15 protein-coding genes, 4 rRNA genes and 1 pseudogene are annotated in these 22,108 nt (G+C 63.6%); 8 read left to right on the forward strand and 12 right to left on the reverse strand.

The window, feature by feature from the left end; all coding sequences use genetic code 11:
- Positions 1-144 precede the first annotated feature (144 nt).
- Positions 145-1,668 (reverse strand): 16S ribosomal RNA (locus AC1MFL_RS04690).
- A gap of 998 nt (positions 1,669-2,666) precedes the next feature.
- Here AC1MFL_RS04690 and AC1MFL_RS04695 point away from each other — a divergent pair.
- The gene (locus tag AC1MFL_RS04695; protein WP_479813690.1) at positions 2,667-2,933 is read left to right on the forward strand and encodes a hypothetical protein; all 267 of its coding nucleotides are present in this window, start codon (positions 2,667-2,669) and stop codon (positions 2,931-2,933) included.
- Between the two features lie 137 nt (positions 2,934-3,070).
- On the opposite strand, the gene rrf is transcribed toward AC1MFL_RS04695, so the two are convergent.
- From rrf to AC1MFL_RS04720, 5 genes are all read right to left on the reverse strand, one after another.
- Positions 3,071-3,187 (reverse strand): 5S ribosomal RNA (rrf, locus tag AC1MFL_RS04700).
- Positions 3,188-3,396: 209 nt separating this feature from the next.
- Positions 3,397-6,531 (reverse strand): 23S ribosomal RNA (locus tag AC1MFL_RS04705).
- Between the two features lie 500 nt (positions 6,532-7,031).
- Positions 7,032-8,555, reverse strand: a 16S ribosomal RNA gene (locus AC1MFL_RS04710).
- The 16S, 23S and 5S rRNA genes sit together here, the layout of an rRNA operon.
- A gap of 708 nt (positions 8,556-9,263) precedes the next feature.
- Positions 9,264-9,605 carry a YciI family protein gene (locus AC1MFL_RS04715; RefSeq protein WP_479813691.1) on the reverse strand — a complete coding sequence of 114 codons (342 nt, stop codon included), beginning with the start codon at positions 9,603-9,605 and terminating at the stop codon, positions 9,264-9,266.
- Between the two features lie 153 nt (positions 9,606-9,758).
- Complete coding sequence (locus AC1MFL_RS04720; protein WP_479813692.1) at positions 9,759-11,015, reverse strand: plasmid pRiA4b ORF-3 family protein; 1,257 nt, start codon at positions 11,013-11,015, stop codon at positions 9,759-9,761.
- Positions 11,016-11,126: 111 nt separating this feature from the next.
- Between AC1MFL_RS04720 and AC1MFL_RS04725 the strand changes: the two genes are divergently transcribed.
- Positions 11,127-11,309, forward strand: a complete 183-nt coding sequence (locus AC1MFL_RS04725) for a PspC domain-containing protein (protein WP_479813693.1) — start codon at positions 11,127-11,129, stop codon at positions 11,307-11,309.
- A 30-nt stretch (positions 11,310-11,339) separates the two neighbouring features.
- Here AC1MFL_RS04725 and AC1MFL_RS04730 read toward each other — a convergent pair.
- Positions 11,340-11,513, reverse strand: a pseudogene (locus tag AC1MFL_RS04730) (ZIP family zinc transporter); the annotation flags it as partial.
- Positions 11,514-11,573: 60 nt separating this feature from the next.
- Between AC1MFL_RS04730 and AC1MFL_RS04735 the strand changes: the two are divergent.
- Complete coding sequence (locus tag AC1MFL_RS04735) at positions 11,574-12,764, forward strand: flavin-containing monooxygenase (RefSeq protein ID WP_479813694.1); 1,191 nt, start codon at positions 11,574-11,576, stop codon at positions 12,762-12,764.
- A 103-nt stretch (positions 12,765-12,867) separates the two neighbouring features.
- Here the strand turns inward: AC1MFL_RS04735 and AC1MFL_RS04740 are convergent, their stop codons facing one another.
- Complete coding sequence (locus tag AC1MFL_RS04740) at positions 12,868-13,062, reverse strand: hypothetical protein (RefSeq protein WP_479813695.1); 195 nt, start codon at positions 13,060-13,062, stop codon at positions 12,868-12,870.
- Between the two features lie 143 nt (positions 13,063-13,205).
- Between AC1MFL_RS04740 and AC1MFL_RS04745 the strand changes: the two genes are divergently transcribed.
- A complete protein-coding gene (locus AC1MFL_RS04745; RefSeq protein WP_479813696.1) occupies positions 13,206-15,026 on the forward strand; it encodes an AfsR/SARP family transcriptional regulator in 1,821 nt (606 codons plus the stop codon).
- Between the two features lie 129 nt (positions 15,027-15,155).
- Complete coding sequence (locus tag AC1MFL_RS04750; protein ID WP_479813697.1) at positions 15,156-15,506, forward strand: DUF6176 family protein; 351 nt, start codon at positions 15,156-15,158, stop codon at positions 15,504-15,506.
- A gap of 237 nt (positions 15,507-15,743) precedes the next feature.
- Here the strand turns inward: AC1MFL_RS04750 and AC1MFL_RS04755 are convergent, their stop codons facing one another.
- Positions 15,744-15,947, reverse strand: a complete 204-nt coding sequence (locus tag AC1MFL_RS04755) for a cold-shock protein (protein ID WP_024365339.1) — start codon at positions 15,945-15,947, stop codon at positions 15,744-15,746.
- A 330-nt stretch (positions 15,948-16,277) separates the two neighbouring features.
- Between AC1MFL_RS04755 and AC1MFL_RS04760 the strand changes: the two genes are divergently transcribed.
- Genes AC1MFL_RS04760 through AC1MFL_RS04770 form a run of 3 tightly spaced genes read left to right on the forward strand, consistent with a single transcriptional unit; the run spans position 16,278 to position 19,564 of the window.
- Positions 16,278-17,309 (forward strand): NAD(P)-dependent alcohol dehydrogenase, encoded by a 1,032-nt coding sequence (locus AC1MFL_RS04760; protein ID WP_479813698.1) that lies wholly within the window; start codon positions 16,278-16,280, stop codon positions 17,307-17,309.
- A 42-nt stretch (positions 17,310-17,351) separates the two neighbouring features.
- Positions 17,352-17,972, forward strand: a complete 621-nt coding sequence (locus AC1MFL_RS04765; protein ID WP_479813699.1) for a gluconate 2-dehydrogenase subunit 3 family protein — start codon at positions 17,352-17,354, stop codon at positions 17,970-17,972.
- Positions 17,969-19,564 (forward strand): GMC family oxidoreductase, encoded by a 1,596-nt coding sequence (locus AC1MFL_RS04770; protein ID WP_479813700.1) that lies wholly within the window; start codon positions 17,969-17,971, stop codon positions 19,562-19,564. The genes AC1MFL_RS04765 and AC1MFL_RS04770 overlap by 4 nt, the downstream gene beginning before the upstream one ends.
- 30 nt (positions 19,565-19,594) lie before the next feature.
- Here AC1MFL_RS04770 and AC1MFL_RS04775 read toward each other — a convergent pair whose 3' ends face one another.
- The 3 genes from AC1MFL_RS04775 to AC1MFL_RS04785 form a co-directional block, all read right to left on the reverse strand.
- Positions 19,595-20,389 (reverse strand): IclR family transcriptional regulator, encoded by a 795-nt coding sequence (locus AC1MFL_RS04775; RefSeq protein ID WP_479813701.1) that lies wholly within the window; start codon positions 20,387-20,389, stop codon positions 19,595-19,597.
- Between the two features lie 123 nt (positions 20,390-20,512).
- Entirely contained in the window at positions 20,513-20,833 is a 321-nt protein-coding gene (locus AC1MFL_RS04780) for a putative quinol monooxygenase (protein ID WP_479813702.1), read from the reverse strand.
- A gap of 191 nt (positions 20,834-21,024) precedes the next feature.
- Positions 21,025-21,915, reverse strand: coding sequence for a polysaccharide deacetylase family protein (locus tag AC1MFL_RS04785; RefSeq protein WP_479813703.1), 891 nt, complete (start codon positions 21,913-21,915; stop codon positions 21,025-21,027).
- Positions 21,916-22,108 lie beyond the last annotated feature (193 nt).

Genomic DNA, 22,108 nt, shown 5'->3' on the forward strand with positions numbered 1-22,108 from the left:
CCAGGGAAAAACCGGCGGCCGCTATTCGTTGATATTCCACCCGTGAGCACCCGCCGCAGAACTATCGTCTGCGCAACGGGCGTACTCCTGACAACCCCTCCACACCCGCATACACGGGGCAAGGTGACGGTAGGTGCTCCTTAGAAAGGAGGTGATCCAGCCGCACCTTCCGGTACGGCTACCTTGTTACGACTTAGTCCCAATCGCCAGTCCCACCTTCGACAGCTCCCTCCCACAAGGGGTTAGGCCACCGGCTTCGGGTGTTACCAACTTTCGTGACTTGACGGGCGGTGTGTACAAGGCCCGGGAACGTATTCACCGCAGCGTTGCTGATCTGCGATTACTAGCGACTCCGACTTCATGGGGTCGAGTTGCAGACCCCAATCCGAACTGAGACCGGCTTTTTGGGATTAGCTCCACCTCACAGTATCGCAACCCTTTGTACCGGCCATTGTAGCATGCGTGAAGCCCAAGACATAAGGGGCATGATGATTTGACGTCGTCCCCACCTTCCTCCGAGTTGACCCCGGCAGTCTCCTATGAGTCCCCGCCATAACGCGCTGGCAACATAGAACGAGGGTTGCGCTCGTTGCGGGACTTAACCCAACATCTCACGACACGAGCTGACGACAACCATGCACCACCTGTAAACCGACCGCAAGCGGGGCACCTGTTTCCAGGCGTTTCCGGTTCATGTCAAGCCTTGGTAAGGTTCTTCGCGTTGCATCGAATTAATCCGCATGCTCCGCCGCTTGTGCGGGCCCCCGTCAATTCCTTTGAGTTTTAGCCTTGCGGCCGTACTCCCCAGGCGGGGCACTTAATGCGTTAGCTACGGCGCGGAAAACGTGGAATGTCCCCCACACCTAGTGCCCAACGTTTACGGCATGGACTACCAGGGTATCTAATCCTGTTCGCTCCCCATGCTTTCGCTCCTCAGCGTCAGTTAATGCCCAGAGACCTGCCTTCGCCATCGGTGTTCCTCCTGATATCTGCGCATTTCACCGCTACACCAGGAATTCCAGTCTCCCCTACATCACTCTAGTCTGCCCGTACCCACCGCAGATCCGGAGTTGAGCCCCGGACTTTCACGGCAGACGCGACAAACCGCCTACGAGCTCTTTACGCCCAATAATTCCGGATAACGCTTGCGCCCTACGTATTACCGCGGCTGCTGGCACGTAGTTAGCCGGCGCTTCTTCTGCAGGTACCGTCACTTTCGCTTCTTCCCTACTGAAAGAGGTTTACAACCCGAAGGCCGTCATCCCTCACGCGGCGTCGCTGCATCAGGCTTTCGCCCATTGTGCAATATTCCCCACTGCTGCCTCCCGTAGGAGTCTGGGCCGTGTCTCAGTCCCAGTGTGGCCGGTCACCCTCTCAGGCCGGCTACCCGTCGTCGCCTTGGTGAGCCATTACCTCACCAACAAGCTGATAGGCCGCGAGTCCATCCAAAACCACAATAAAGCTTTCCACCCCCCACCATGCGATGAGGAGTCATATCCGGTATTAGACCCAGTTTCCCAGGCTTATCCCAGAGTTAAGGGCAGGTTACTCACGTGTTACTCACCCGTTCGCCACTAATCCACCAGCAAGCTGGCATCATCGTTCGACTTGCATGTGTTAAGCACGCCGCCAGCGTTCATCCTGAGCCAGGATCAAACTCTCCGTTGAAGTAAAACAGACACACCATGCGCCCCCGGGAAAACGGGATGCACACAATGCACAAAATTTGAAACCAGCTGTAAAAACCAGACCACACCACGGGGTGGCGGATCCAGTCAATTCAACCAATTCAATACAATAAATTGGTATCAACAAACTTGGCACACTATTGAGTTCTCAAACAACAGACACACCCGGCACCACCACAACCACAGGTCGCGGATCGCTCCGGAGCAACTTCACAAACTTACCCGGTCCCGGCCAGACAAGCAAATCAACGTCTCCGCGATCCACCCTGCCCACCAGACCGCCCCACCAAAATCCGGCACGCAACAAAGCGAACCATTTCCAGGCCGTTCATGAGGGGGGTCGGTCGCAAACTCTCCGCAACAGCGGCGGCGACTCGAACTACTCTACACACCCCACCGACCACACACAAATCCACCCCCACACCACCCCCACACCCCCAAAAACCCCGCCACCCCAACGATTCCAGACACCCGAAAGCCCTCCCCCACACCCAAACCACAAAAACCAACCCCCGTGGGCTGCATCACCTGCTTTCCAACGCCCCTGCCGTTACGATCAGGAGGTGATGGCAGAACGCCGGCGCCACAGACCAGACCTGCTGCACCGGCGTGTCTCCGGGCCAGCCGCCGCAGGCCTGTCCGGCAGCGACGTCGCCTCCCGCACAAGCCAGGGGCTCGCAAACCGCATACCCGATACAACCAGCCGCAGCCTCTGGCAGATCGTCCGGGCCAACGTCCTGACCCTGTTCAACGCAATCGTGGGCACAAGTTTCGTTCTCCTGCTCCTGCTGGGCAGCTGGCAGGATGCACTCTTCGGCCTGGCAGCAGCCGGCAACGCCGTCATCGGAGTCGTGCAGGAATACCGCGCCAAACGGACCCTGGACCGCCTGGCAGTACTCGAGGCCCCGCTCGCACGCGTGCTCCGCGACAGCACCGTGCAGGAAATCCCCACGGCAGAGGTCGTGCTGGACCCTGTCGGTGATCGGGCTGAGGCTGACCCTGTCGGTGATCGGATTGTGGATTCTCGCGGTCGTCTCCCGGCCGCTCGATGGGCAGAAACTGGCGGTGCTGCTGGCGATGTGTGCCAGCGTCCTGATCCTGCTGAACCTGCCGCTGGCCCAGGACTTCTTCCAGCTCGCATTGCCGCCGGCGGACTTGTTGCGGGCGGCGGGCGCCGCCGCGCTTGGCGGCGGGCTGGCTGTCGAGCTCCTCGCCTGGATCCACGGCAGGAAATTCCCGCGCTGACCGGCGCTTCGGTGCCCGCCGGGGCCTGGGATTCCCGGGTATCGACAGGCCAGGCCTTCGGTCTTGAAAAAATGGAATAGCGCTTAAATGCGGGAGAGCCCCAACCTGTGGTTGGGGCTCTCGACCGTTTAATGATGTTCCGGCGGTGACCTACTCTCCCACACCCTCCCGGGTGCAGTACCATCGGCGCTGTGGGTCTTAGCTTCCGGGTTCGGAATGGGACCGGGCGTTTCCCCCACGCTATGACCGCCGTAACCCTTGCTCCGACACCCCCGCGGGGGGGGTGTGGAAATCTGGTGTTACAACTGTGGTGTTGTTATGTTGTTGTGGTTTTGTTCCCTGGAACAAACACGCTGGTGGCGGGTTTGTTGTTTGGGAACCACATAGTGGACGCAAGCAGTCTTGTTTCTTTTTACCACCCCTTGGGTGCGAACCCCTTTTGAATGGGTTCGCGGGGTGGTGTGTGGTGTAAGTTATCGGCCTATTAGTACCGGTCAGCTTCACGAGTCGTTAGTCCTCGCTTCCACATCCGGCCTATCAACCCAGTGGTCTGGCTGGGGGCCTCTCACACACAAGGTGTATGGAAATCTCATCTCGAAGCGAGCTTCCCGCTTAGATGCTTTCAGCGGTTATCCCATCCGAACGTAGCTAATCAGCGGTGCACTTGGCAGTACAACTGACACACCAGAGGTTCGTCCGTCCCGGTCCTCTCGTACTAAGGACAGCCCTTCTCAAATTTCCTGCGCGCGCAGCGGATAGGGACCGAACTGTCTCACGACGTTCTAAACCCAGCTCGCGTACCGCTTTAATGGGCGAACAGCCCAACCCTTGGGACCTACTCCAGCCCCAGGATGCGACGAGCCGACATCGAGGTGCCAAACCATGCCGTCGATATGGACTCTTGGGCAAGATCAGCCTGTTATCCCCGAGGTACCTTTTATCCGTTGAGCGACGGCCATTCCACAATGTACCGCCGGATCACTAGTCCCGACTTTCGTCCCTGCTCGAGATGTCTCTCTCACAGTCAAGCTCCCTTGTGCACTTACACTCGACACCTGATTGCCAACCAGGCTGAGGGAACCTTTGGGCGCCTCCGTTACTTTTTAGGAGGCAACCGCCCCAGTTAAACTACCCATCAGGCACTGTCCCTGACCCGGATTACGGGCCGAAGTTAGATGTCCAAAGTGACCAGAGTGGTATTTCAACGATGACTCCACCCGAACTGGCGTCCGGGCTTCAACGTCTCCCACCTATCCTACACAAGCCACTCCGAACACCAATACCAAACTATAGTAAAGGTCTCGGGGTCTTTCCGTCCTGCTGCGCGTAACGAGCATCTTTACTCGTACTGCAATTTCGCCGAGTTTATGGTTGAGACAGCGGGGAAGTCGTTACTCCATTCGTGCAGGTCGGAACTTACCCGACAAGGAATTTCGCTACCTTAGGATGGTTATAGTTACCACCGCCGTTTACTGGGGCTTGAATTCTCAGCTTCGCCTTGCGGCTAACCGGTCCTCTTAACCTTCCAGCACCGGGCAGGAGTCAGTCCGTATACATCGTCTTGCGACTTCGCACGGACCTGTGTTTTTAGTAAACAGTCGCTTCCCCCTGGTCTCTGCGGCCCCTGCACGCTCCGGACAGCAAGTGTCCATCACGATGGGGGCCCCCCTTCTCCCGAAGTTACGGGGGCATTTTGCCGAGTTCCTTAACCATAATTCTCTCGATCGCCTTAGTATTCTCTACCTGATCACCTGTGTCGGTTTGGGGTACGGGCGGCTAAAACCTCGCGTCGATGCTTTTCTAGGCAGCATAGGATCACCGAATCCCCCCTTACGGGAGTCCCATCGGATCTCAGGCATCATGAACGGCGGATTTGCCTACCGTTCGCCCTACATCCTTAGACCGGGACAACCATCGCCCGGCTCGGCTACCTTCCTGCGTCACACCTGTTAATACGCTTGCCTCCCAGGATCAGGTCCCGCGCTCCACCAAAACCCTCACACCACAAGGGCGCTCAGGCAGGCTTCGGGCAGTTAGTATCCCCTGTTCAGCATGGACGGTTTTTCGCCGGTACGGGAATATCAACCCGTTGTCCATCGACTACGCCTGTCGGCCTCGCCTTAGGTCCCGACTTACCCAGGGCAGATTAGCTTGACCCTGGAACCCTTGATCATTCGGCGGACGGGTTTCTCACCCGTCTTTCGCTACTCATGCCTGCATTCTCACTCGTGTAGGCTCCACCGCTGGTTTACACCGCGACTTCACTGCCCACACGACGCTCCCCTACCACTCCAGACGCCTGAACCAACCCACAAGGGGCGGCTTAGCAAATATCTGAAATCCACAACTTCGGCGGTGTACTTGAGCCCCGCTACATTGTCGGCGCGGAATCACTTGACCAGTGAGCTATTACGCACTCTTTTAAGGATGGCTGCTTCTAAGCCAACCTCCTGGTTGTCTTCGCAACTCCACATCCTTTCCCACTTAGCACACGCTTAGGGGCCTTAGTTGGTGGTCTGGGCTGTTTCCCTCTCGACTATGAAGCTTATCCCCCACAGTCTCACTGCTGCGCTCTCACTTACCGGCATTCGGAGTTTGGCTGACGTCAGTAACCTTGTAGGGCCCATTAGCCATCCAGTAGCTCTACCTCCGGTAAGAAACACGCAACGCTGCACCTAAATGCATTTCGGGGAGAACCAGCTATCACGAAGTTTGATTGGCCTTTCACCCCTACCCACAGCTCATCCCCTCCATTTTCAACTGAAGTGGGTTCGGTCCTCCACGACGTCTTACCGTCGCTTCAACCTGGCCATGGGTAGATCACTTCGCTTCGGGTCTAGATCACGCCACTGCAACGCCCTATTCAGACTCGCTTTCGCTACGGCTTCCCCACACGGGTTAACCTCGCGACGTAACACTAACTCGCAGGCTCATTCTTCAAAAGGCACGCCGTCACCAGAATCAGACTGGCTCCGACGGATTGTAAGCACACGGTTTCAGGTACTGTTTCACTCCCCTCCCGGGGTACTTTTCACCTTTCCCTCACGGTACTGGTCCGCTATCGGTCATTAGGGAGTATTTAGGCTTATCAGGTGGTCCTGACAGATTCACACGGGATTTCTCGGGCCCCGTGCTACTTGGGATACTCCCCGGGCGGTACACAACATTTCGGTTACGGGGCTCACACCCTCTCTGGCCGGCCTTTCAAGACCGTTCACCTATGCCTGTACTACACACCCCACTGTCCCGGCAGAGACAGAATGGGAAGTCCCACAACCCCGACCATGCAACGCCCGCCGGCTATCACACATGGAACGGTTTAGCCTGATCCGCGTTCGCTCGCCACTACTGACGGAATCACTATTGTTTTCTCTTCCTGCGGGTACTGAGATGTTTCACTTCCCCGCGTTCCCTCCACGCACCCTATGTGTTCAGATGCGGGTCACCAGGCAACTCGCGCCCCTGGCGGGGTTTCCCCATTCGGACACCCTGGGATCACAGTCCGGTTATCGACTCCCCCAGGCTTATCGCAGATTCCTACGTCCTTCTTCGGCTCCTAATGCCAAGGCATCCACCGTGTGCTCTTAAAAACTTGACCACAAAAGATCAAAAACGCTAATTTTCGAGAGAACCACGGAAACCACCACCACCGCCCCGAAGGACAACAGCGACAGATCCAGGTTCATATTCTTGGAAATTGCTTCTTATAAAAGATGCTCGCGTCCACTATGTAGTTCTCAAACAACAACCCCAAACCACACACCCCACACACTCTTCGTGCGTGCTCGATGCAGCCAGGAAACCAGAAACAAACAAAACCCGGACCCCGCGGCCTACGCCGCGAACCCCGGCCCTGTTGCCTCAGGACCCAACAGTGTGCCAAACACTAAACCGCCCGTACCCTCCCCGCCACCGTTCCAGGACCACCCCCGAAAGGAGAGTCCGTACTGGGTGCCAGGGAAAAACCGGCGGCCGCTATTCGTTGATATTCCACCCGTGAGCACCCGCCGCAGAACTATCGTCTGCGCAACGGGCGTACTCCTGACAACCCCTCCACACCCGCATACACGGGGCAAGGTGACTGTAGGTGCTCCTTAGAAAGGAGGTGATCCAGCCGCACCTTCCGGTACGGCTACCTTGTTACGACTTAGTCCCAATCGCCAGTCCCACCTTCGACAGCTCCCTCCCACAAGGGGTTAGGCCACCGGCTTCGGGTGTTACCAACTTTCGTGACTTGACGGGCGGTGTGTACAAGGCCCGGGAACGTATTCACCGCAGCGTTGCTGATCTGCGATTACTAGCGACTCCGACTTCATGGGGTCGAGTTGCAGACCCCAATCCGAACTGAGACCGGCTTTTTGGGATTAGCTCCACCTCACAGTATCGCAACCCTTTGTACCGGCCATTGTAGCATGCGTGAAGCCCAAGACATAAGGGGCATGATGATTTGACGTCGTCCCCACCTTCCTCCGAGTTGACCCCGGCAGTCTCCTATGAGTCCCCGCCATAACGCGCTGGCAACATAGAACGAGGGTTGCGCTCGTTGCGGGACTTAACCCAACATCTCACGACACGAGCTGACGACAACCATGCACCACCTGTAAACCGACCGCAAGCGGGGCACCTGTTTCCAGGCGTTTCCGGTTCATGTCAAGCCTTGGTAAGGTTCTTCGCGTTGCATCGAATTAATCCGCATGCTCCGCCGCTTGTGCGGGCCCCCGTCAATTCCTTTGAGTTTTAGCCTTGCGGCCGTACTCCCCAGGCGGGGCACTTAATGCGTTAGCTACGGCGCGGAAAACGTGGAATGTCCCCCACACCTAGTGCCCAACGTTTACGGCATGGACTACCAGGGTATCTAATCCTGTTCGCTCCCCATGCTTTCGCTCCTCAGCGTCAGTTAATGCCCAGAGACCTGCCTTCGCCATCGGTGTTCCTCCTGATATCTGCGCATTTCACCGCTACACCAGGAATTCCAGTCTCCCCTACATCACTCTAGTCTGCCCGTACCCACCGCAGATCCGGAGTTGAGCCCCGGACTTTCACGGCAGACGCGACAAACCGCCTACGAGCTCTTTACGCCCAATAATTCCGGATAACGCTTGCGCCCTACGTATTACCGCGGCTGCTGGCACGTAGTTAGCCGGCGCTTCTTCTGCAGGTACCGTCACTTTCGCTTCTTCCCTACTGAAAGAGGTTTACAACCCGAAGGCCGTCATCCCTCACGCGGCGTCGCTGCATCAGGCTTTCGCCCATTGTGCAATATTCCCCACTGCTGCCTCCCGTAGGAGTCTGGGCCGTGTCTCAGTCCCAGTGTGGCCGGTCACCCTCTCAGGCCGGCTACCCGTCGTCGCCTTGGTGAGCCATTACCTCACCAACAAGCTGATAGGCCGCGAGTCCATCCAAAACCACAATAAAGCTTTCCACCCCCCACCATGCGATGAGGAGTCATATCCGGTATTAGACCCAGTTTCCCAGGCTTATCCCAGAGTTAAGGGCAGGTTACTCACGTGTTACTCACCCGTTCGCCACTAATCCACCAGCAAGCTGGCATCATCGTTCGACTTGCATGTGTTAAGCACGCCGCCAGCGTTCATCCTGAGCCAGGATCAAACTCTCCGTTGAAGTAAAACAGACACACCATGCGCCCCCGGGAAAACGGGATGCACACAATGCACAAAATTTGAAACCAGCTGTAAAAACCAGACCACACCACGGGGTGGCGGATCCAGTCAATTCAACCAATTCAATACAATAAATTGGTATCAACAAACTTGGCACACTATTGAGTTCTCAAACAACAGACACACCCGGCACCACCACAACCACAGGTCGCGGATCGCTCCGGAGCAACTTCACAAACTTACCCGGTCCCGGCCAGACAAGCAAATCAACGTCTCCGCGATCCACCCTGCCCACCAGACCGCCCCACCAAAATCCGGCACGCAACAAAGCGAACCATTTCCAGGCCGTTCATGAGGGGGGTCGGTCGCAAACTCTCCGCAACAGCGGCGGCGACTCGAACTACTCTACACACCCCACCGACCACACACAAATCCACCCCCACACCACCCCCACACCCCCAAAAACCCCGCCACCCCAAGGAAAACGGACGGACACACGGCCTGCCGTGGCCCCTCTCCGCGAAATCTGGCCACTGTGTATTGGCTCACACCCTCCTCTGCGCAGGCTCAGACGGGCAGGTGGAAACCGCTGTTGGAATGCAGGAGCTGGCCATCTATCCGCCCCCGCGCTCAGAGAGCAGGAACGACACCAGGTTCGCCGCGTCTCGTTGAGTGCCAAGCCGGCCAAGCGCGGTTTCCCCGCGCAAACCTAGACGGCGGGATCGTATTGGAAGGCGCGCACCTCCTGCGGGCAACGGCAGGCGACCGCGATCTTCGCGGCCCACTCCAGGGCCGCATCGTACGAGGGCAATTCCAGCACCGAGTAGCCGCCTTCGAGCTGCGCCGTCTGCGGGTAGGTGCCCTGGCGCACGGTACCGTCGCCGTCGACTACGACGGGCGGGATGCTCTCATCGATGCCGCCGCCGAACACCCAGACGCCGGCGTCCTTCGCCTCCTGAACAACCGCGTGCGCCGCATCCGAAACGGCCGGGAGGTCTTCTTCCGGGAAGACCATGGCGGCACTCGGAAACGAGATCAGATACTTGGTCATCGCGTCGACTCCTTCTTCGCAGCACGGGGGATCGCATTATCCTCGCCGATGCCACCGTGCCGCGCAAGATCTCGGCGGTTCCGACGATGCCTCACAGAACGCGGCCACGAAACGCTGCACTCCGCGGCCTCACACCCCAGGCCCCGGGAGCCTTTACGGGCCTTCCAGCAACCCTTGAACCTGTAGAAGGAACTTCCGTCCGCCGTCGGTCAGGTTCGCCGCTTCACCGAATGTACGCTCCGGGACTTTCAGCTGCAGGCAGTCCAACATCCAGCGCACGTCCGAGTAGAGGGCCTGGGCGGCATCCAAGGGCACAGGTTTGCCGCCCTCCACCCGGAAACCCGCCGCATTCAGGGTGTCCGCGATCACGCGTCGCCGCGGTTCCCAGTCCGGTGGGGACCCTTCAAAAAGCCAGTGGATCACCATCCGGGTCACAACGGCTGTCGCCTCATCCGCCGGGAAGGCCACCGCTTGGGCGAGGTAGTCCCACAGGGGACGGCCGCCGTCGCGCATTTTGCGTCCGGCCGGTGACAGCACCAGCCGGCCTTTGCTCTTCCGCAGCAGCTTCCAGGCCTGCAGCTGCTGCCGCAGCATCAGAACGGGCAGGGTCTGGCTTTCGCGGTTCGCAGCTCCCGGCCAGCGGTAGGCCCAGCCGAGTTCGCGGACGGCCTGGTTGACCACGGCAGGCTTGAGATAGCCGTCCTGGGTTAACTGCAGTCCGTCTGTGCCCGCCTGGTTCAGCAGCCACAGCACGGGACGGACGACGGCGTCGATCTCCTCGTCCGTGGGCGGCTCCGGCCAGAGGCGCTTCGCCAGCTCGTCCAGGCGGCTGTTGAGCGCGGCGGCGTCGAACGCATCCGGTTCGAAGGTGGCGGCGTCCTGGCCCGTCGCGAACTTGTACCAGTCGGAGAGCTCCTGATGCTCCGCATCCAAGGGATCGGCCAAGGCCCTGATGAGGCGCGCATAGCCGTAGATCCCGCCGGAGTCCTCCACCGGCCCGCGGCTGGCGCCGTCGATGCAGCGCACGGCGCCGGCAGGCAGCTCGGCGGGCCCCATGACTTCGAAGAGGTGCGTCCAAGCGTCGCCAAAGTCATACTCGTATTCGAACATCACCGGGGCGGTCTGCTGGGCGTCGAATAGTTCAAAGAGCACGACGCCGGAAGCGGGCTCGTCGCCCATCTCCTCCGCTGCGTCGTCGGGGCCGATGATGACGCGGGGCTGGCCGAGCCGGTCCACACACCGGATGCCAAAAAGATGGCGGTTCTCCCAGCCGAATGCCGCCTGGAGCACCCTGTGCAGTTCCGGGACGGTGATGGTTTCCGGCACCAGCAGGCGGCGCCAGATCTCGGGCTCGGTGCCCTGGATGCTGACGCGGAGGTCGTAGGCGGGGACGGTGGTGGGAGAATCCATGCTGGCTATCCTGCCAGAACTGGCCAGGTTCCCCGCGCGCCACCGCTCGGTGGAAGGATCCGCTCTCCCGCGGCTGTTCTCCTGACGCGGCCGCGCTGCTACCTTGGCTGGATGGAACGATCTCTGGTTAGGCCCACCAACGGCAAGATCATCGCGGGCGTGTGCGCAGGCCTCGCCGACCGCTTCGGAATCTCCAGGACGCTGGTCCGCATCGGGTTCGTGCTCTTCGGCCTGTTCGGCGTAGGCGAGCTCGCCTATATCGTGCTGTGGATCATCATCCCCAAGTCCCGGTAGCGGGCAGCACGGATGCCCGCTTTGCCCGGGCTACCCGCCCACGTGGTGGATGGTGAACGCGCTGAGGAATCCGACGGCGGCCACCAGCCCGGTGAGGTTGTGGTGTTCCTCGAACGCCTCGGGAATCATGGTGTCGGCCAGCATGGCCAGGATCCCGCCGGCGGCCGCGGCCGTGATGAACGCCACCGCTTCCTCGGGGGCGTTCCCCAGAACACCCGCGAGGTGAACACCCTCGTGGTCGGCGCCGGCCAGGCCGGTCTGGCCATGAGCTACTGGCTGAGCCAGGCCGGCGTCGAGCACCAGTTGCTGGAACGCCGCCCCACCCTCGGCGGGGCCTGGCACGACCGGTGGGACGGTTTCTGCCTGAACACGCCGAACTTCACCCTGCAGTTGCCGGGGATGCCCTACGCCGGCCCGGAACCGGACGCCTTTATGCCGCGCGATGACCTCATCGGCTACGTCCGGCACTACGGGGAAGGCATCGGCGCACCCGTCCTCACCGGCACGGAGGTCACGCGCATCGCGCCCGCGGACGACGGCGGGTTCCGGCTCGAGACAACCGGGGGCAGCTGGCGGGCGCGCAACGTGGTGCTCGCCACCGGCGCCTACCAGCAGCCGAAAATCCCCGCGTTGTCCGCACAGCTGCCGGGGGACGTCATGCAGCTGCACGCCAATGGCTACCGCAGCCCTGCCCAGCTGCCGGACGGGGCCGTCCTGGTGGTGGGGACCGGCCAGTCCGGAGGGCAGATCGCCGAGGAGCTGCTGGCCGCCGGCTGCGAGGTCCACCTGGCCGTGTCCGCGTGCCCGGAGGCGCCACGCCGGTACCGCGGCCAGGACGCGATCCACTGGATGATCGAGATCGGCCTGCACGGCCCGGAGTACGGGCTCAATGGACTGGCCGTGGAGCAGCTGCCTTCCCCCGCGGCGCGCTTCATGTGCAACCCGCTGCTGTCCGGCGCGGACGGCGGGCACGACATCCACCTGCGGGACCTCGGCCGCCGCGGCGTCCGGCTGCACGGCCACCTGGAAGCCGCCGACGACGGCGACCTCGTCTTCAGCGACGACCTCCCGGCGCGCCTGGCCCAGGTCGAGGCCGGCTTCGGCCAGCGCCTGCAGCCCATGTTCGATGCCTATATTGCCGCGGTGGGGATCCGGGCCCCGGCGGCCGACCCGCCGCGCGTGGACGACTGGCTGCCCTCCGAAACCCCGCGGCTGAACCCCGGCGCGGAGAACATCACGTCCGTCATCTGGGCCACCGGCTACCGGCTGGACTTGGGCCTCCTGGACATCCCGGTCCTGGACCAGTGGAACTACCCCCGCCCCCGCCGCGGCGTCACGGAACACCCGGGCCTGTACGCGGTGGGGCTGCCGTGGCTTAACGGACACTGGTCGGCCATTCTCGCCGGGGTGGGCCGCGACGCCGCGTTTGTCGCCGGGCAGATTGCGGGGCGGTGAGCCGCCGGCCCACCGCCCCGCAAAACGTTCGCCGCCCCGATAGTGTTCGCCGCTCGGGCGGCTGCGCTGGCCGAAATCGGCGATTGGATCAGCAAGCCGGCGGCTACTGGACCTTGGCGCCCGGCCGGTACCAGGTAAAGGCCGACGTGTAGGGTTCGCTGGGCAGGTTGCCGGCGTACCAGGACTCCGCGGACCGCACCTCGGGGGTGTGTCCGTGGCCGTCCTTGAGCAGGGCGCGGACCGTGGCGGTGCCGGCGGTGATTACGAGTCCGAACAGCAGGACTACGAACAGTTCCATTTTGGGTTCCTCGGGTGGAGTGCGGATTGGATGACTCCAGTGTCTGCAGCCGCCGTGTGAGCACCCGTGTGAAGGCGCAGCGGCTGGATACCAGCGGCGGAATTCCCCGGGACTCCGGAGTGCCCCGCGGCGTAAAATGACTTATGGCCGAGACCTGGATCCGGCTCCTCGGTCCGCCAACGATCGAGTCCTCCGGCGCCACTCCCCCACAGCCCAAGGGCCGCAAAGCCTGGGCCGTGCTGGCGTACCTCGCCTTGCAGCCGGACGGCATCAGCCGGTCCCGTACGGCCACCCTGCTGTTCCCGGACGCCGCGGATCCGCTGGGCGCCCTGCGCTGGAACCTCTCCGAGCTGCGCCGGACCCTAACCGGCATCTCCATCGGCGGGGACCCGCTGCGGCTGGCCCTCCTGCCGCCCTGGCGCTGCGATGCCCTGGAGCTGGTCGGCTCGGCGACCGGCAATGGCCTGGACCCGCGGCAGTTCAACGGCCAGCTACTGGAGGGGCTCTCCTTCGCGGACAGCCCGGTCTTTGACTCCTGGCTCGCGGACCAGCGGTACCGGCTGGAGAACTGCGTCCAGTCGCTGCTCTATGAGGCGGCCCTGGCCGCCCTCGCCGCGGGCACCCCGGCGGACGCCGTCGAGCTGGCCACCCTGGCACTGCGCCGGGATCCTTTCCAGGCGGACTGCACCGCCGTCCTGGTCAAAGCGCTCGTGGCCCTGGGCGAACACCGGCGGGCCCGGGACGAGGTCACCAAATGCGCGGACCTCTACCACCGGGAGCTCGGCCTGCCGCTGCCGGCGGAAGTCCGGCGGGCCCTGTCCGACTCGGTTCCGGACGCCGACCCCGGAATGCCCGCCACCGCGGCCACCGTCCGGTCCTATCTCGACGCCGGCAGCGCCTCCCTGTCCGCGGGCGCCGTCGACCGGGGCCTGGACCAGCTGCGGCTCGCCGTCGTCCTGGCCCAGCGCGCTGGTCAACCAAACCCGGACCGCCACCTCGTGGCAGAGTCGCTGGTGACACTTGCCGGGGCGCTCATCCACCAGGCCGGCGGCCGCGGCGCCGAGGTCGCCGATTTCCTGCACCGCGCATTGTCGGCGGAAGCGCCCGACGGCGTCTCCCGGACGGCCGCTGCGGCTTTCCGCGAGCTGGGGTACCTGTCCGTGCAGCGTGGGGTCCCGGACCGGGCGGCCGGCTGGCTAGACCGCGCGATGCAGGCCGCCCAGGGAATCCCGGACGAGCAGGCCCGGATCCTGGCGATCCAGGGCATGCTGGCCTCGGACACCGCGCACTACGGGGACGCGGTGGCTGCCTTCACCGAGTCAGGGAGACTGGCCAAGGCGGTCCGGAACCGCCGGCAGCAGGCCTTCAGCGAGGCACTGCTGGGGCGTGTGCATCTGCTCCGCGGGGATCTCGAGCTGGCGGCCGCCTGTCTGGACCGGGCGCTGGAGTGGATCGCGGAAGAACACTGGACGGCGTTCGAGCCGTTTGTCGCCGGGGTCCGCGGCGAGACCTACCTGGCTGCCGGCCGGCTGGAGGATGCCGCTGCCCTGATTGACCGGTCCTGGGTCATGGCCGACCTCGCCGGCGACCACTGCTACATGGCCCTCGCCGCAGGTGCCGAAGCCCGGCTTTTCCTGGCGCACGGGGACCTCGCCGCCGCCGAGCACTGGATCGGCCGGGGCCTGGAACCCAGCCCCTGGTACCTCTGGTACACGGCCCGGCTGCTGGATGCGGCGGCGGAAGTCACCATCGCCACGGGCTCGCCGCGGGCCGCAGTGTTCGTGGACCGGCTGGGCGCGCTGGCTAGCCGCAGCGGGATGCGGGAGTTCGTGGTCCGGGCGCAGTCGCACCGGGCGGTGCTCGGCGACGAGGCGGCAGCGCTGTCCGTGCCCTGGCTGGCGAAAGAGATCGACAACCCCGCGCTGGCCGCGTTCCTGGCCCGGCGGCACGGCGTCTCGCATTGATCCAGAGCTGGTTGAGCGGGTCCGGCGCCCTTTCCGGAAGCCCTGTCCCGGCGTCGTCCGCGGGACTACCATGCAGCTGTACCGATGGGATTACCACCGTGCTCACTACTGCGTGGAAGGAAATCTGTCATGGAATGCATTACGTGGTTCGCGCCGATTTTGCCCGGGAAACTGGACGAGTGGAAGGCGCTCGACGCGGAGATGAACGGCCCGCGACGGGAGGAACATGCCCGCTCGAGGAAGCGCATGGGCGTCACGCGGGAGGTCGTCAGCCTTGTGCAGAGCCCGCAGGGGGATTTCGCCTGCCTGTTCCATGAGGCCGAGGATCTGGCCAAAGCGTTCCAGACTCTCGCCGCCTCGGACGATCCCTACGACGTCTGGTTCCGGGAGCATCTGGTCAGCGTGCACGGGCTGACGGCGGAGATGCTGCAAGGGCCGATTCCGGCGACGCTGTTCTTCGACTACCGCGACGCCGGCTGAGTTCCATAGGGTGCGCAAACCGGTCCACGACACGCGCATTTCCTGACGCGTCCGAATTCCGGTAGCGACAGGAATTTCGCGCAACGTGGGCCACAATTCGTCGCGGCGTTATACGTTGAGGCGCAACGTGGGCCCCGGCGCACATCCGGGTTAAACAAAAGCAGGGCCCGTCAATGACGGACCCTGCTCGAAACCTGTAAGGTTCCGGACTCAGAAGAGTTAGCTGAAAGCTAAGTCTTAGAGAGCCTGGATGTTTACGGCCTGGGGACCCTTGGGGCCCTGCTCGGTTTCGAAGGAGACCTTCTGGTTCTCTTCGAGGGAGCGGAAGCCGGAAGAGGCGATCGCGGAGTAGTGTGCGAAGACGTCCTGTGAGGAGTCATCGGGGGAAATGAAGCCGAAGCCCTTTTCAGCGTTAAACCATTTGACGGTACCAGTAGCCATTATTTTTTGTCCTTCGTGAAGGTGGAGGAAAAGTCCCGACTTTCGGGTCCTCCGGTGTGGGGTGCTCAAAACCGCTGCTTCAGAAGAACAAGGTCTTTCAACCTTGCGTACTGCCTGAACTACGAACTGCATAAACACAACAACAAGATCAACTGTACAGGAGATTTCCGGAGCGGATTACCACCGGGTCCACTGCGGGAACGGCGAGACCCGCTGCAGCCACGGCGGCCGCAGCCGGCCGCCCGTTCTCACCCCGTGATAACGCCACTTCTTTCCTGACGTGTCCCGGCCCACACTCGATCCATTCACCGCAACGACGCAGGGGGAGTCATGAAAGCCGTCCGAGTGCACCGCTACCACGAGGATCCGCGGATCGACGAGGTCGACGAGCCCGTCATCGCGGGCCCGTGGGACGTTATGGTCGAAATCGGCGCCGCAGGACTGTGCCGGACGGACCTGCACGTGATCGAGGGCCAGTGGGATCCCATCCAGCATCCGCCGCTGCCGTACATCCTGGGACACGAGAACGCCGGATGGGTGCGGGAGGTCGGCACCGCCGTCACCAACGTGGCCGCCGGCGACACCGTCATCATGCACCCGCTGGTCACGTGCGGGCTGTGCCTGCCGTGCCGGGCCGGGCAGGACTCCCACTGTGAGAACTCCACCTTTCCGGGCCTGAACGTCGACGGCGGGATGGCCGAGTTCATGCGCACCAACGCCCGCTCCGTGGTGAAGCTGGACCCGGCGCTGCAGCCGGCGCAGATCGCGGCCCTGGCTGACGCCGGTCTCACCGCCTACCACGCCGTACGAAAGGCGGTGCCGCTGCTGCCGCCGGGCAGCCACGCCGTCGTGATTGGCAGCGGCGGGCTGGGGCACATCGGCATCCAGTCCCTCAAGGCCCTCACCGCCGCGGAAATCACGGTTCTGGACCACTCAGACGCCGCACTGGAACTGGCGGCGTCCCTGGGCGCCGACCACACCGTCAATTCCGCGGACGACGCCGGGAAGCTGCTGGAGATCACCGGCGGCGGGGCACACGTGGTCTTTGACTTTGTCGGCGAACACGGCACGGAAGCCCTGGGCATCACGGCGCTGCGGAACCGCGGCAGCTACTACAGCATCGGCTACGGCGGCGCCGTGAACGTCGACACCATCGAAATCATCTCCCGCGAAATCAGCGTGATCGGGAACCTCGTAGGCACCTACACGGACCTCGTCGAACTGATGACGCTCACGGCGCAGGGCAAAGTCACCCTGCACACGCAGGTCTATGACCTGGAAGATGCCGTCCAGGCCATGCATGACCTGGACAACGGCAAGCTCGTCGGCCGCGGCATCCTCGTTCCACACCACAACAAATAAGGCGCAGTAACGGCTCCGCAAACACACCAAGGGGAAGAAACAATGGCGTATCCCGCGAAGTACTCCGCTCTCAACGCGCTGCGACTCACCGACGAGGCCCGGCGCACCATCACCCGGATCATCCGAGTGGCCTTTCCGCACCCCGGGGTGCCAGACGGGCCGTATGAACGGATGGCAGACAGGATCATCACAGAAGCGGAGGAGTCCACCTGGTTCCGGGTGGCGTTGACCCAGGGTCTGCTGACACTGGATTCCCTGAGCGAGAAGCATTTCCTGGAACTCTCCGATGAGCAGGCACTGGAGGTCCTCACACGCCTGGGCGACCTGGAGTTCTTTGGATTCATCCGGCGCACCACCGTCCTGAACTTCTACGACGACCCGGAAGTCTGGGAAGTCTTCGGCTATGAGGGCGAATCCTTCTCCAAGGGCGGCTACCTGCACCGCGGCTTCAATGACCTGGACTGGCTCCCGGAACCGCGCATCGAGGAGTCCGACGAGACCCTGACCGAGATCGGCCCGCTGGGCTACCCGGTCGCCACTGCCCCGGCCCCGGCCTCCGGCCCGCCCACGACGGCGGACCGCAGCAGCACCGAAACCACCGATAAACCGTTCGATGACCTCTTCAAGGGATCCGACACTGTCGAAGGAGCCACCTCAGCATGACGCAGGAATCAGCAGCAGAACAGTCCGCCAGCTTCGCGCACGACGACGATTCCGTCGTCGTCGTCATCGGTTCCGGTGCCGGCGGCGGCACCCTCGCCCACGAGCTGACCGAAAAGGGCGTCAAGGTGGTGGTCCTCGAAGCCGGCGGCTACCTGCGGAACGAGGACTACGAGAACAACGAATGGCCGGCCTTCCGGCAAATGGCCTGGCTGGACCCGCGCACCACCTCCGGATCCTGGCGGATCGCACGGGACTTCCCCAACCTGCCCGCGTGGATCGTAAAGGCCGTGGGCGGCACCACCACGCACTGGTCCGGTGCCACCCCCCGGTTTAAGGCCCATGAATTCAAGGCCCTGGGCACCTACGGCCGGATTGACGGGGCCAACCTGCTGGACTGGCCCATCACCCTGGCGGACCTGGAGCCGTTCTACGACCAGGCTGAGCGCAAGATCGGCAGCACCCACCGGCACGGCCGCCCGGCCCTGCCGGCGAACAACAACTACAAGGTGCTCGCCGCCGGCGCGGACCGGATCGGCTACCGGCACTACGCCACCGGCCCCTACGGCACCAACGCCGAACCCTACGACGGCCGGCCCGCCTCCATCCAGGACGGGTTTAATTTCCAGGGCGACAAGAACAAGTCAAAATGGTCCACCATGGTCTCGGAAATCCCGAAGGCACTGCGCACCGGGAAGCTGGACCTGCGTCCCAACAGCCATGCCGTGCAGATCACGCACACCCCCGCGGGCAAGGCCGACGGGGTGCTGTACCTCGACGCCGACGGCCAGCTGCAGGAGCAGAAGGCGCGGGTGGTGGCGGTGGCCGGGAACTCGATCGAGACGCCCCGGCTGCTTATGCTCTCCAGTTCGCCGCTGTTCCCGGACGGGCTGGCCAACTCCTCCGGCCAGCTGGGCCGGAACTACATGCGCCACACCACGGGCTCGGTCTATGCCAAGTTCGACAAGCCGGTGCATATGTACCGGGGCGAGACGATGGCCGGTCTGGTCGCCGACGAGTCCCGGCACGATCCCAGCCGCGGCTTTGCGGGCGGGTACTACATGGAGACGATCGCCCTCGGTCCGGCGTTCCTGGCCAGCTTCGCCGACCCCGGAGCGTGGGGGCCGGAGTTCGCGTCGCTGCTGGATGACTACGAGAACACGGCCGGGATGTGGATCGTGGGCGAGGACATGCCGCAGGAATCCAACCGGATCACGCTGAACACCTCGGTCAAGGACAATCTGGGCCTGCCGGTGCCGAACGTGCACTTCGATGATCACGCGAACGACGTCGCGATGCGCAACCACGGCTACCAGCAGGGTTCGCTGCTCTATGACGCGGTGGGCGCAATCTCCTCGCACCACACTCCCCCGTACCCGTCCACGCACAACATGGGCACGGCGCGGATGAGCGAGCGGCCGGCGGATGGCGTGGTCAACGGCTTCGGCCAGACCCACGATGTGCCGAACCTGTTCGTCTCGGACGGCTCGCAGTTCACCACCGGCGCCGCGGCGAACCCGACCCTGACGATCGTGGCCCTTGCCATCCGGCAGGCCGAGTACATCGCGCAGCAGATGGCGGCCGCGCAGATCTAGGCGCCCGGGGCCCTGCCGCGCTGCGGTTGCTCAGCCGCGGTGCGGCAGCACCGAGGTGGCGCGCAGGGCCCGGCTGACCCGGTCCGCTGCATCGCGCAGCAGCGGTGCCACCTTGGTGGCGCGCCGGTCGAAGTCGGCGGTGTCCATCGAGACCGCGACGGAGCCGACAATCTGCCCGGCAGCGTTGGTGACAGGGGCGCCGAGACAGGATGCGCCCAGGATGAACTCCTCCCGTTCCTTCGCGATTCCGTTCTCCCTGACCCGGTCGAGCTCCTCGTCGAGTTCTTCCAGAGTGCTCAGGGTATGGTCCGTCATGGACGGCATGCCGTGCCGGGCGAGGTAGGCCCGGCGCCGTTCCGGGTCCATCCCGGCGAGCAGGATCTTGCCGAAGGCGGTGGCGTGCGCGGCGTCGTTGAAGCCGAAGCCCATCGGGGTGATCCGGCGTCGTCCGGGGGAATCGGCCACGTGCGCGACGACGATGTGGTCGCCGCGGTGCACCGCGTAGTAGGCGGCGGCCTCGCCGCGGGAATGAAGTTCCAGGATCAGCCGGGCCACCGCGGAAGGCGTGCCCACCTGGCGTCTCAGCGAAGCGTCCAGGGCATGGACCTTGTAGCCGAGGGCGTAGCGGCTGTCCTCCTTGAGGTGGACCAGGTGCTCGGATTCCACCAGGGTCTTGAGCAGCCGGTAGACGGTGGGCAGCGGAATATCGAGCGCTGCGGCGATGTCCTTGGCGGTCAGCCCCCGCTGGTCCGAGGCGACGACGTCGAGGAGGGCAAAGGCTTTTTGCACCGAGGCCATGCCGGTAAATGCGTCATTGCGTCCCATGGACCCATCTTGACCCGTGGACGGGGACAAACCAAGGTCTGCCCCCGCTCCGCGGACGTGTTGCCGCGCCGGCGCACGGGCCCGGGCGGCGGCCCATCGCGCCGCGCCGGACGCGGGCCGGCGCTAGTTGACGGTGAGTTCACCCATCCGGCCCCACCCGCTGGCCTCGATCTTCTCGCTGATGATCTGCGGTGTCTCGGTCAGGGCCTGCGGCATGTCCGCCATGGCCTTCTTGAAGTGCGCGCTGTTGACGTGGTCCCCGGCGGCGTCGTCCTTGAACGCCTCGACCAGGATGAACTCGTTGGGGTCCTCCACGCTGCGGGACCAGTCGAACCAGAGGTTGCCGGGCTCCTGGCGGGTGGCTTCAGTGAAGTCGCGGGTCAGGTCCAGCCAGCGGTCGGTCCAGTCGGGCTTGACCTTGAATTTGACGACGATGAAGATCATTCGCGTTGCCTTCCAGCTCGGCGCACTCGTGCGGTGCGGTATTCCAGCAGTCTGCCGCGGTGCGGCTGCCGGGCCAACCCGGGTTATCACGGGGTGAGAACACCCTGCGCCGGGTGCCGCCATCAGGCGGCTCGGACCCTGACCGGGACCGCACCCAGCCAGGTCTCGTGGGTGGGAAGTGCAGGGCCGTCTCAGGAGAGACGCACAAACGGCGTGCCACGACTGGCGAGGTTGTCGAGGGCGCGTGCCATGCCATCGGCGCCTCCGGCCCCGGGGTGGTTTCCGTGGCAGATGAGGATGTCTCCCGGGCGCGCCTTCGCGGCTTCCCTCGCGACGGTTGGGGCCGGGTAGGTTGCACCGCCGTCGGCGTTGATGCTGAAGCCTGCCGGTACCAGGCCGAGGCCGCGCACGATGTCGGCGGCAACGTCGTCGAGGTGGGCCGTGCCGGGCCGGAAAAAGCGGGGCCGGGCCCCGGTGAGCTGCGTGAGGATGGCATCGTTGATCATCACCTCGTCGTAGACCTCACCGGCGTTTTGGGTGCCCGAAATCCCGTAGGCCGCCTTGCCGGTGGTGGACAGAGGCCGGTGGGTGGTTCCGTGGTTGCCGAGTTCGAACAGCGGGTCGGCGGCGAACTGCCGGGCGGTTGCAGGGTTGGCGGCAATCCACCTGGAGTTCAGGAAAAGTGTCGCCGGGACATGGTGTTCGCGCAGGACGGCAAGGAGTGGCTGGTCATAGCCGTTGCCGCCGGGACCGCCGCAAAAGTCGACGGTCACCGCAACGCCCTGTGTGCCCGGGGCCAGCCGGATCAGAGCGCCGGGGGCTTCGAGGCCCCAGTACTGGGGGCTCCGGCCGCCATAGGCGGCGATGACGTCAGCGCGCGACGGAACCTGAGGATCCTGGGGCACGGTCGGTGCAGGATCGGGCAGTACGCCGGAGGCCGCTGCCTGCGTGCCCCGGCCCTCCCCCTCCGTGAGCGCCGCAGCCGCGGCCGCGGCGGCTGCAACGGCGGCGAGAACGACGGCGCGCCGGGTCGGCCGAGAGCCGTGCTGCCTCAGGTGACGCGGGGTTTGGGTTTGGTCCATGTGCTCGGAATTCAAAAATAGGCAGGCCCGGAGCGAAGTGCTAATCCGCTTATTAGGGCGACAGGCACGGCCCCAGAGCCTGAGCCGGTGGTCATGTCTGGAGAATACACCGCCCGTGCTGGCGCCAGGTGAACACCACCGCTAGATGAAGCCGGCCATCCCGGAGGCCTTCCGCGAGCAGCCTCGCCTTCTG

The sequence above is a fragment of the Arthrobacter sp. BG3 genome (assembly GCF_056680185.1).

Bases quoted from the DNA above. Each gene is read 5' to 3' on its own strand.
- AC1MFL_RS04750 (WP_479813697.1), top strand. From the start codon at position 15,156: ATGGAATGCATTACGTGGTTCGCGCCGATTTTGCCCGGGAAACTGGAC.
- AC1MFL_RS04745 (WP_479813696.1), top strand. From the start codon at position 13,206: ATGGCCGAGACCTGGATCCGGCTCCTCGGTCCGCCAACGATCGAGTCC.
- AC1MFL_RS04735 (WP_479813694.1), top strand. From the start codon at position 11,574: ATGAGCTACTGGCTGAGCCAGGCCGGCGTCGAGCACCAGTTGCTGGAA.
- AC1MFL_RS04770 (WP_479813700.1), top strand. From the start codon at position 17,969: ATGACGCAGGAATCAGCAGCAGAACAGTCCGCCAGCTTCGCGCACGAC.
- AC1MFL_RS04740 (WP_479813695.1), bottom strand. From the start codon at position 13,062: ATGGAACTGTTCGTAGTCCTGCTGTTCGGACTCGTAATCACCGCCGGC.
- AC1MFL_RS04755 (WP_024365339.1), bottom strand. From the start codon at position 15,947: ATGGCTACTGGTACCGTCAAATGGTTTAACGCTGAAAAGGGCTTCGGC.
- AC1MFL_RS04715 (WP_479813691.1), bottom strand. From the start codon at position 9,605: ATGACCAAGTATCTGATCTCGTTTCCGAGTGCCGCCATGGTCTTCCCG.
- AC1MFL_RS04765 (WP_479813699.1), top strand. From the start codon at position 17,352: ATGGCGTATCCCGCGAAGTACTCCGCTCTCAACGCGCTGCGACTCACC.
- AC1MFL_RS04780 (WP_479813702.1), bottom strand. From the start codon at position 20,833: ATGATCTTCATCGTCGTCAAATTCAAGGTCAAGCCCGACTGGACCGAC.
- AC1MFL_RS04720 (WP_479813692.1), bottom strand. From the start codon at position 11,015: ATGGATTCTCCCACCACCGTCCCCGCCTACGACCTCCGCGTCAGCATC.
- AC1MFL_RS04775 (WP_479813701.1), bottom strand. From the start codon at position 20,389: ATGGGACGCAATGACGCATTTACCGGCATGGCCTCGGTGCAAAAAGCC.
- AC1MFL_RS04785 (WP_479813703.1), bottom strand. From the start codon at position 21,915: ATGGACCAAACCCAAACCCCGCGTCACCTGAGGCAGCACGGCTCTCGG.
- AC1MFL_RS04725 (WP_479813693.1), top strand. From the start codon at position 11,127: ATGGAACGATCTCTGGTTAGGCCCACCAACGGCAAGATCATCGCGGGC.
- AC1MFL_RS04760 (WP_479813698.1), top strand. From the start codon at position 16,278: ATGAAAGCCGTCCGAGTGCACCGCTACCACGAGGATCCGCGGATCGAC.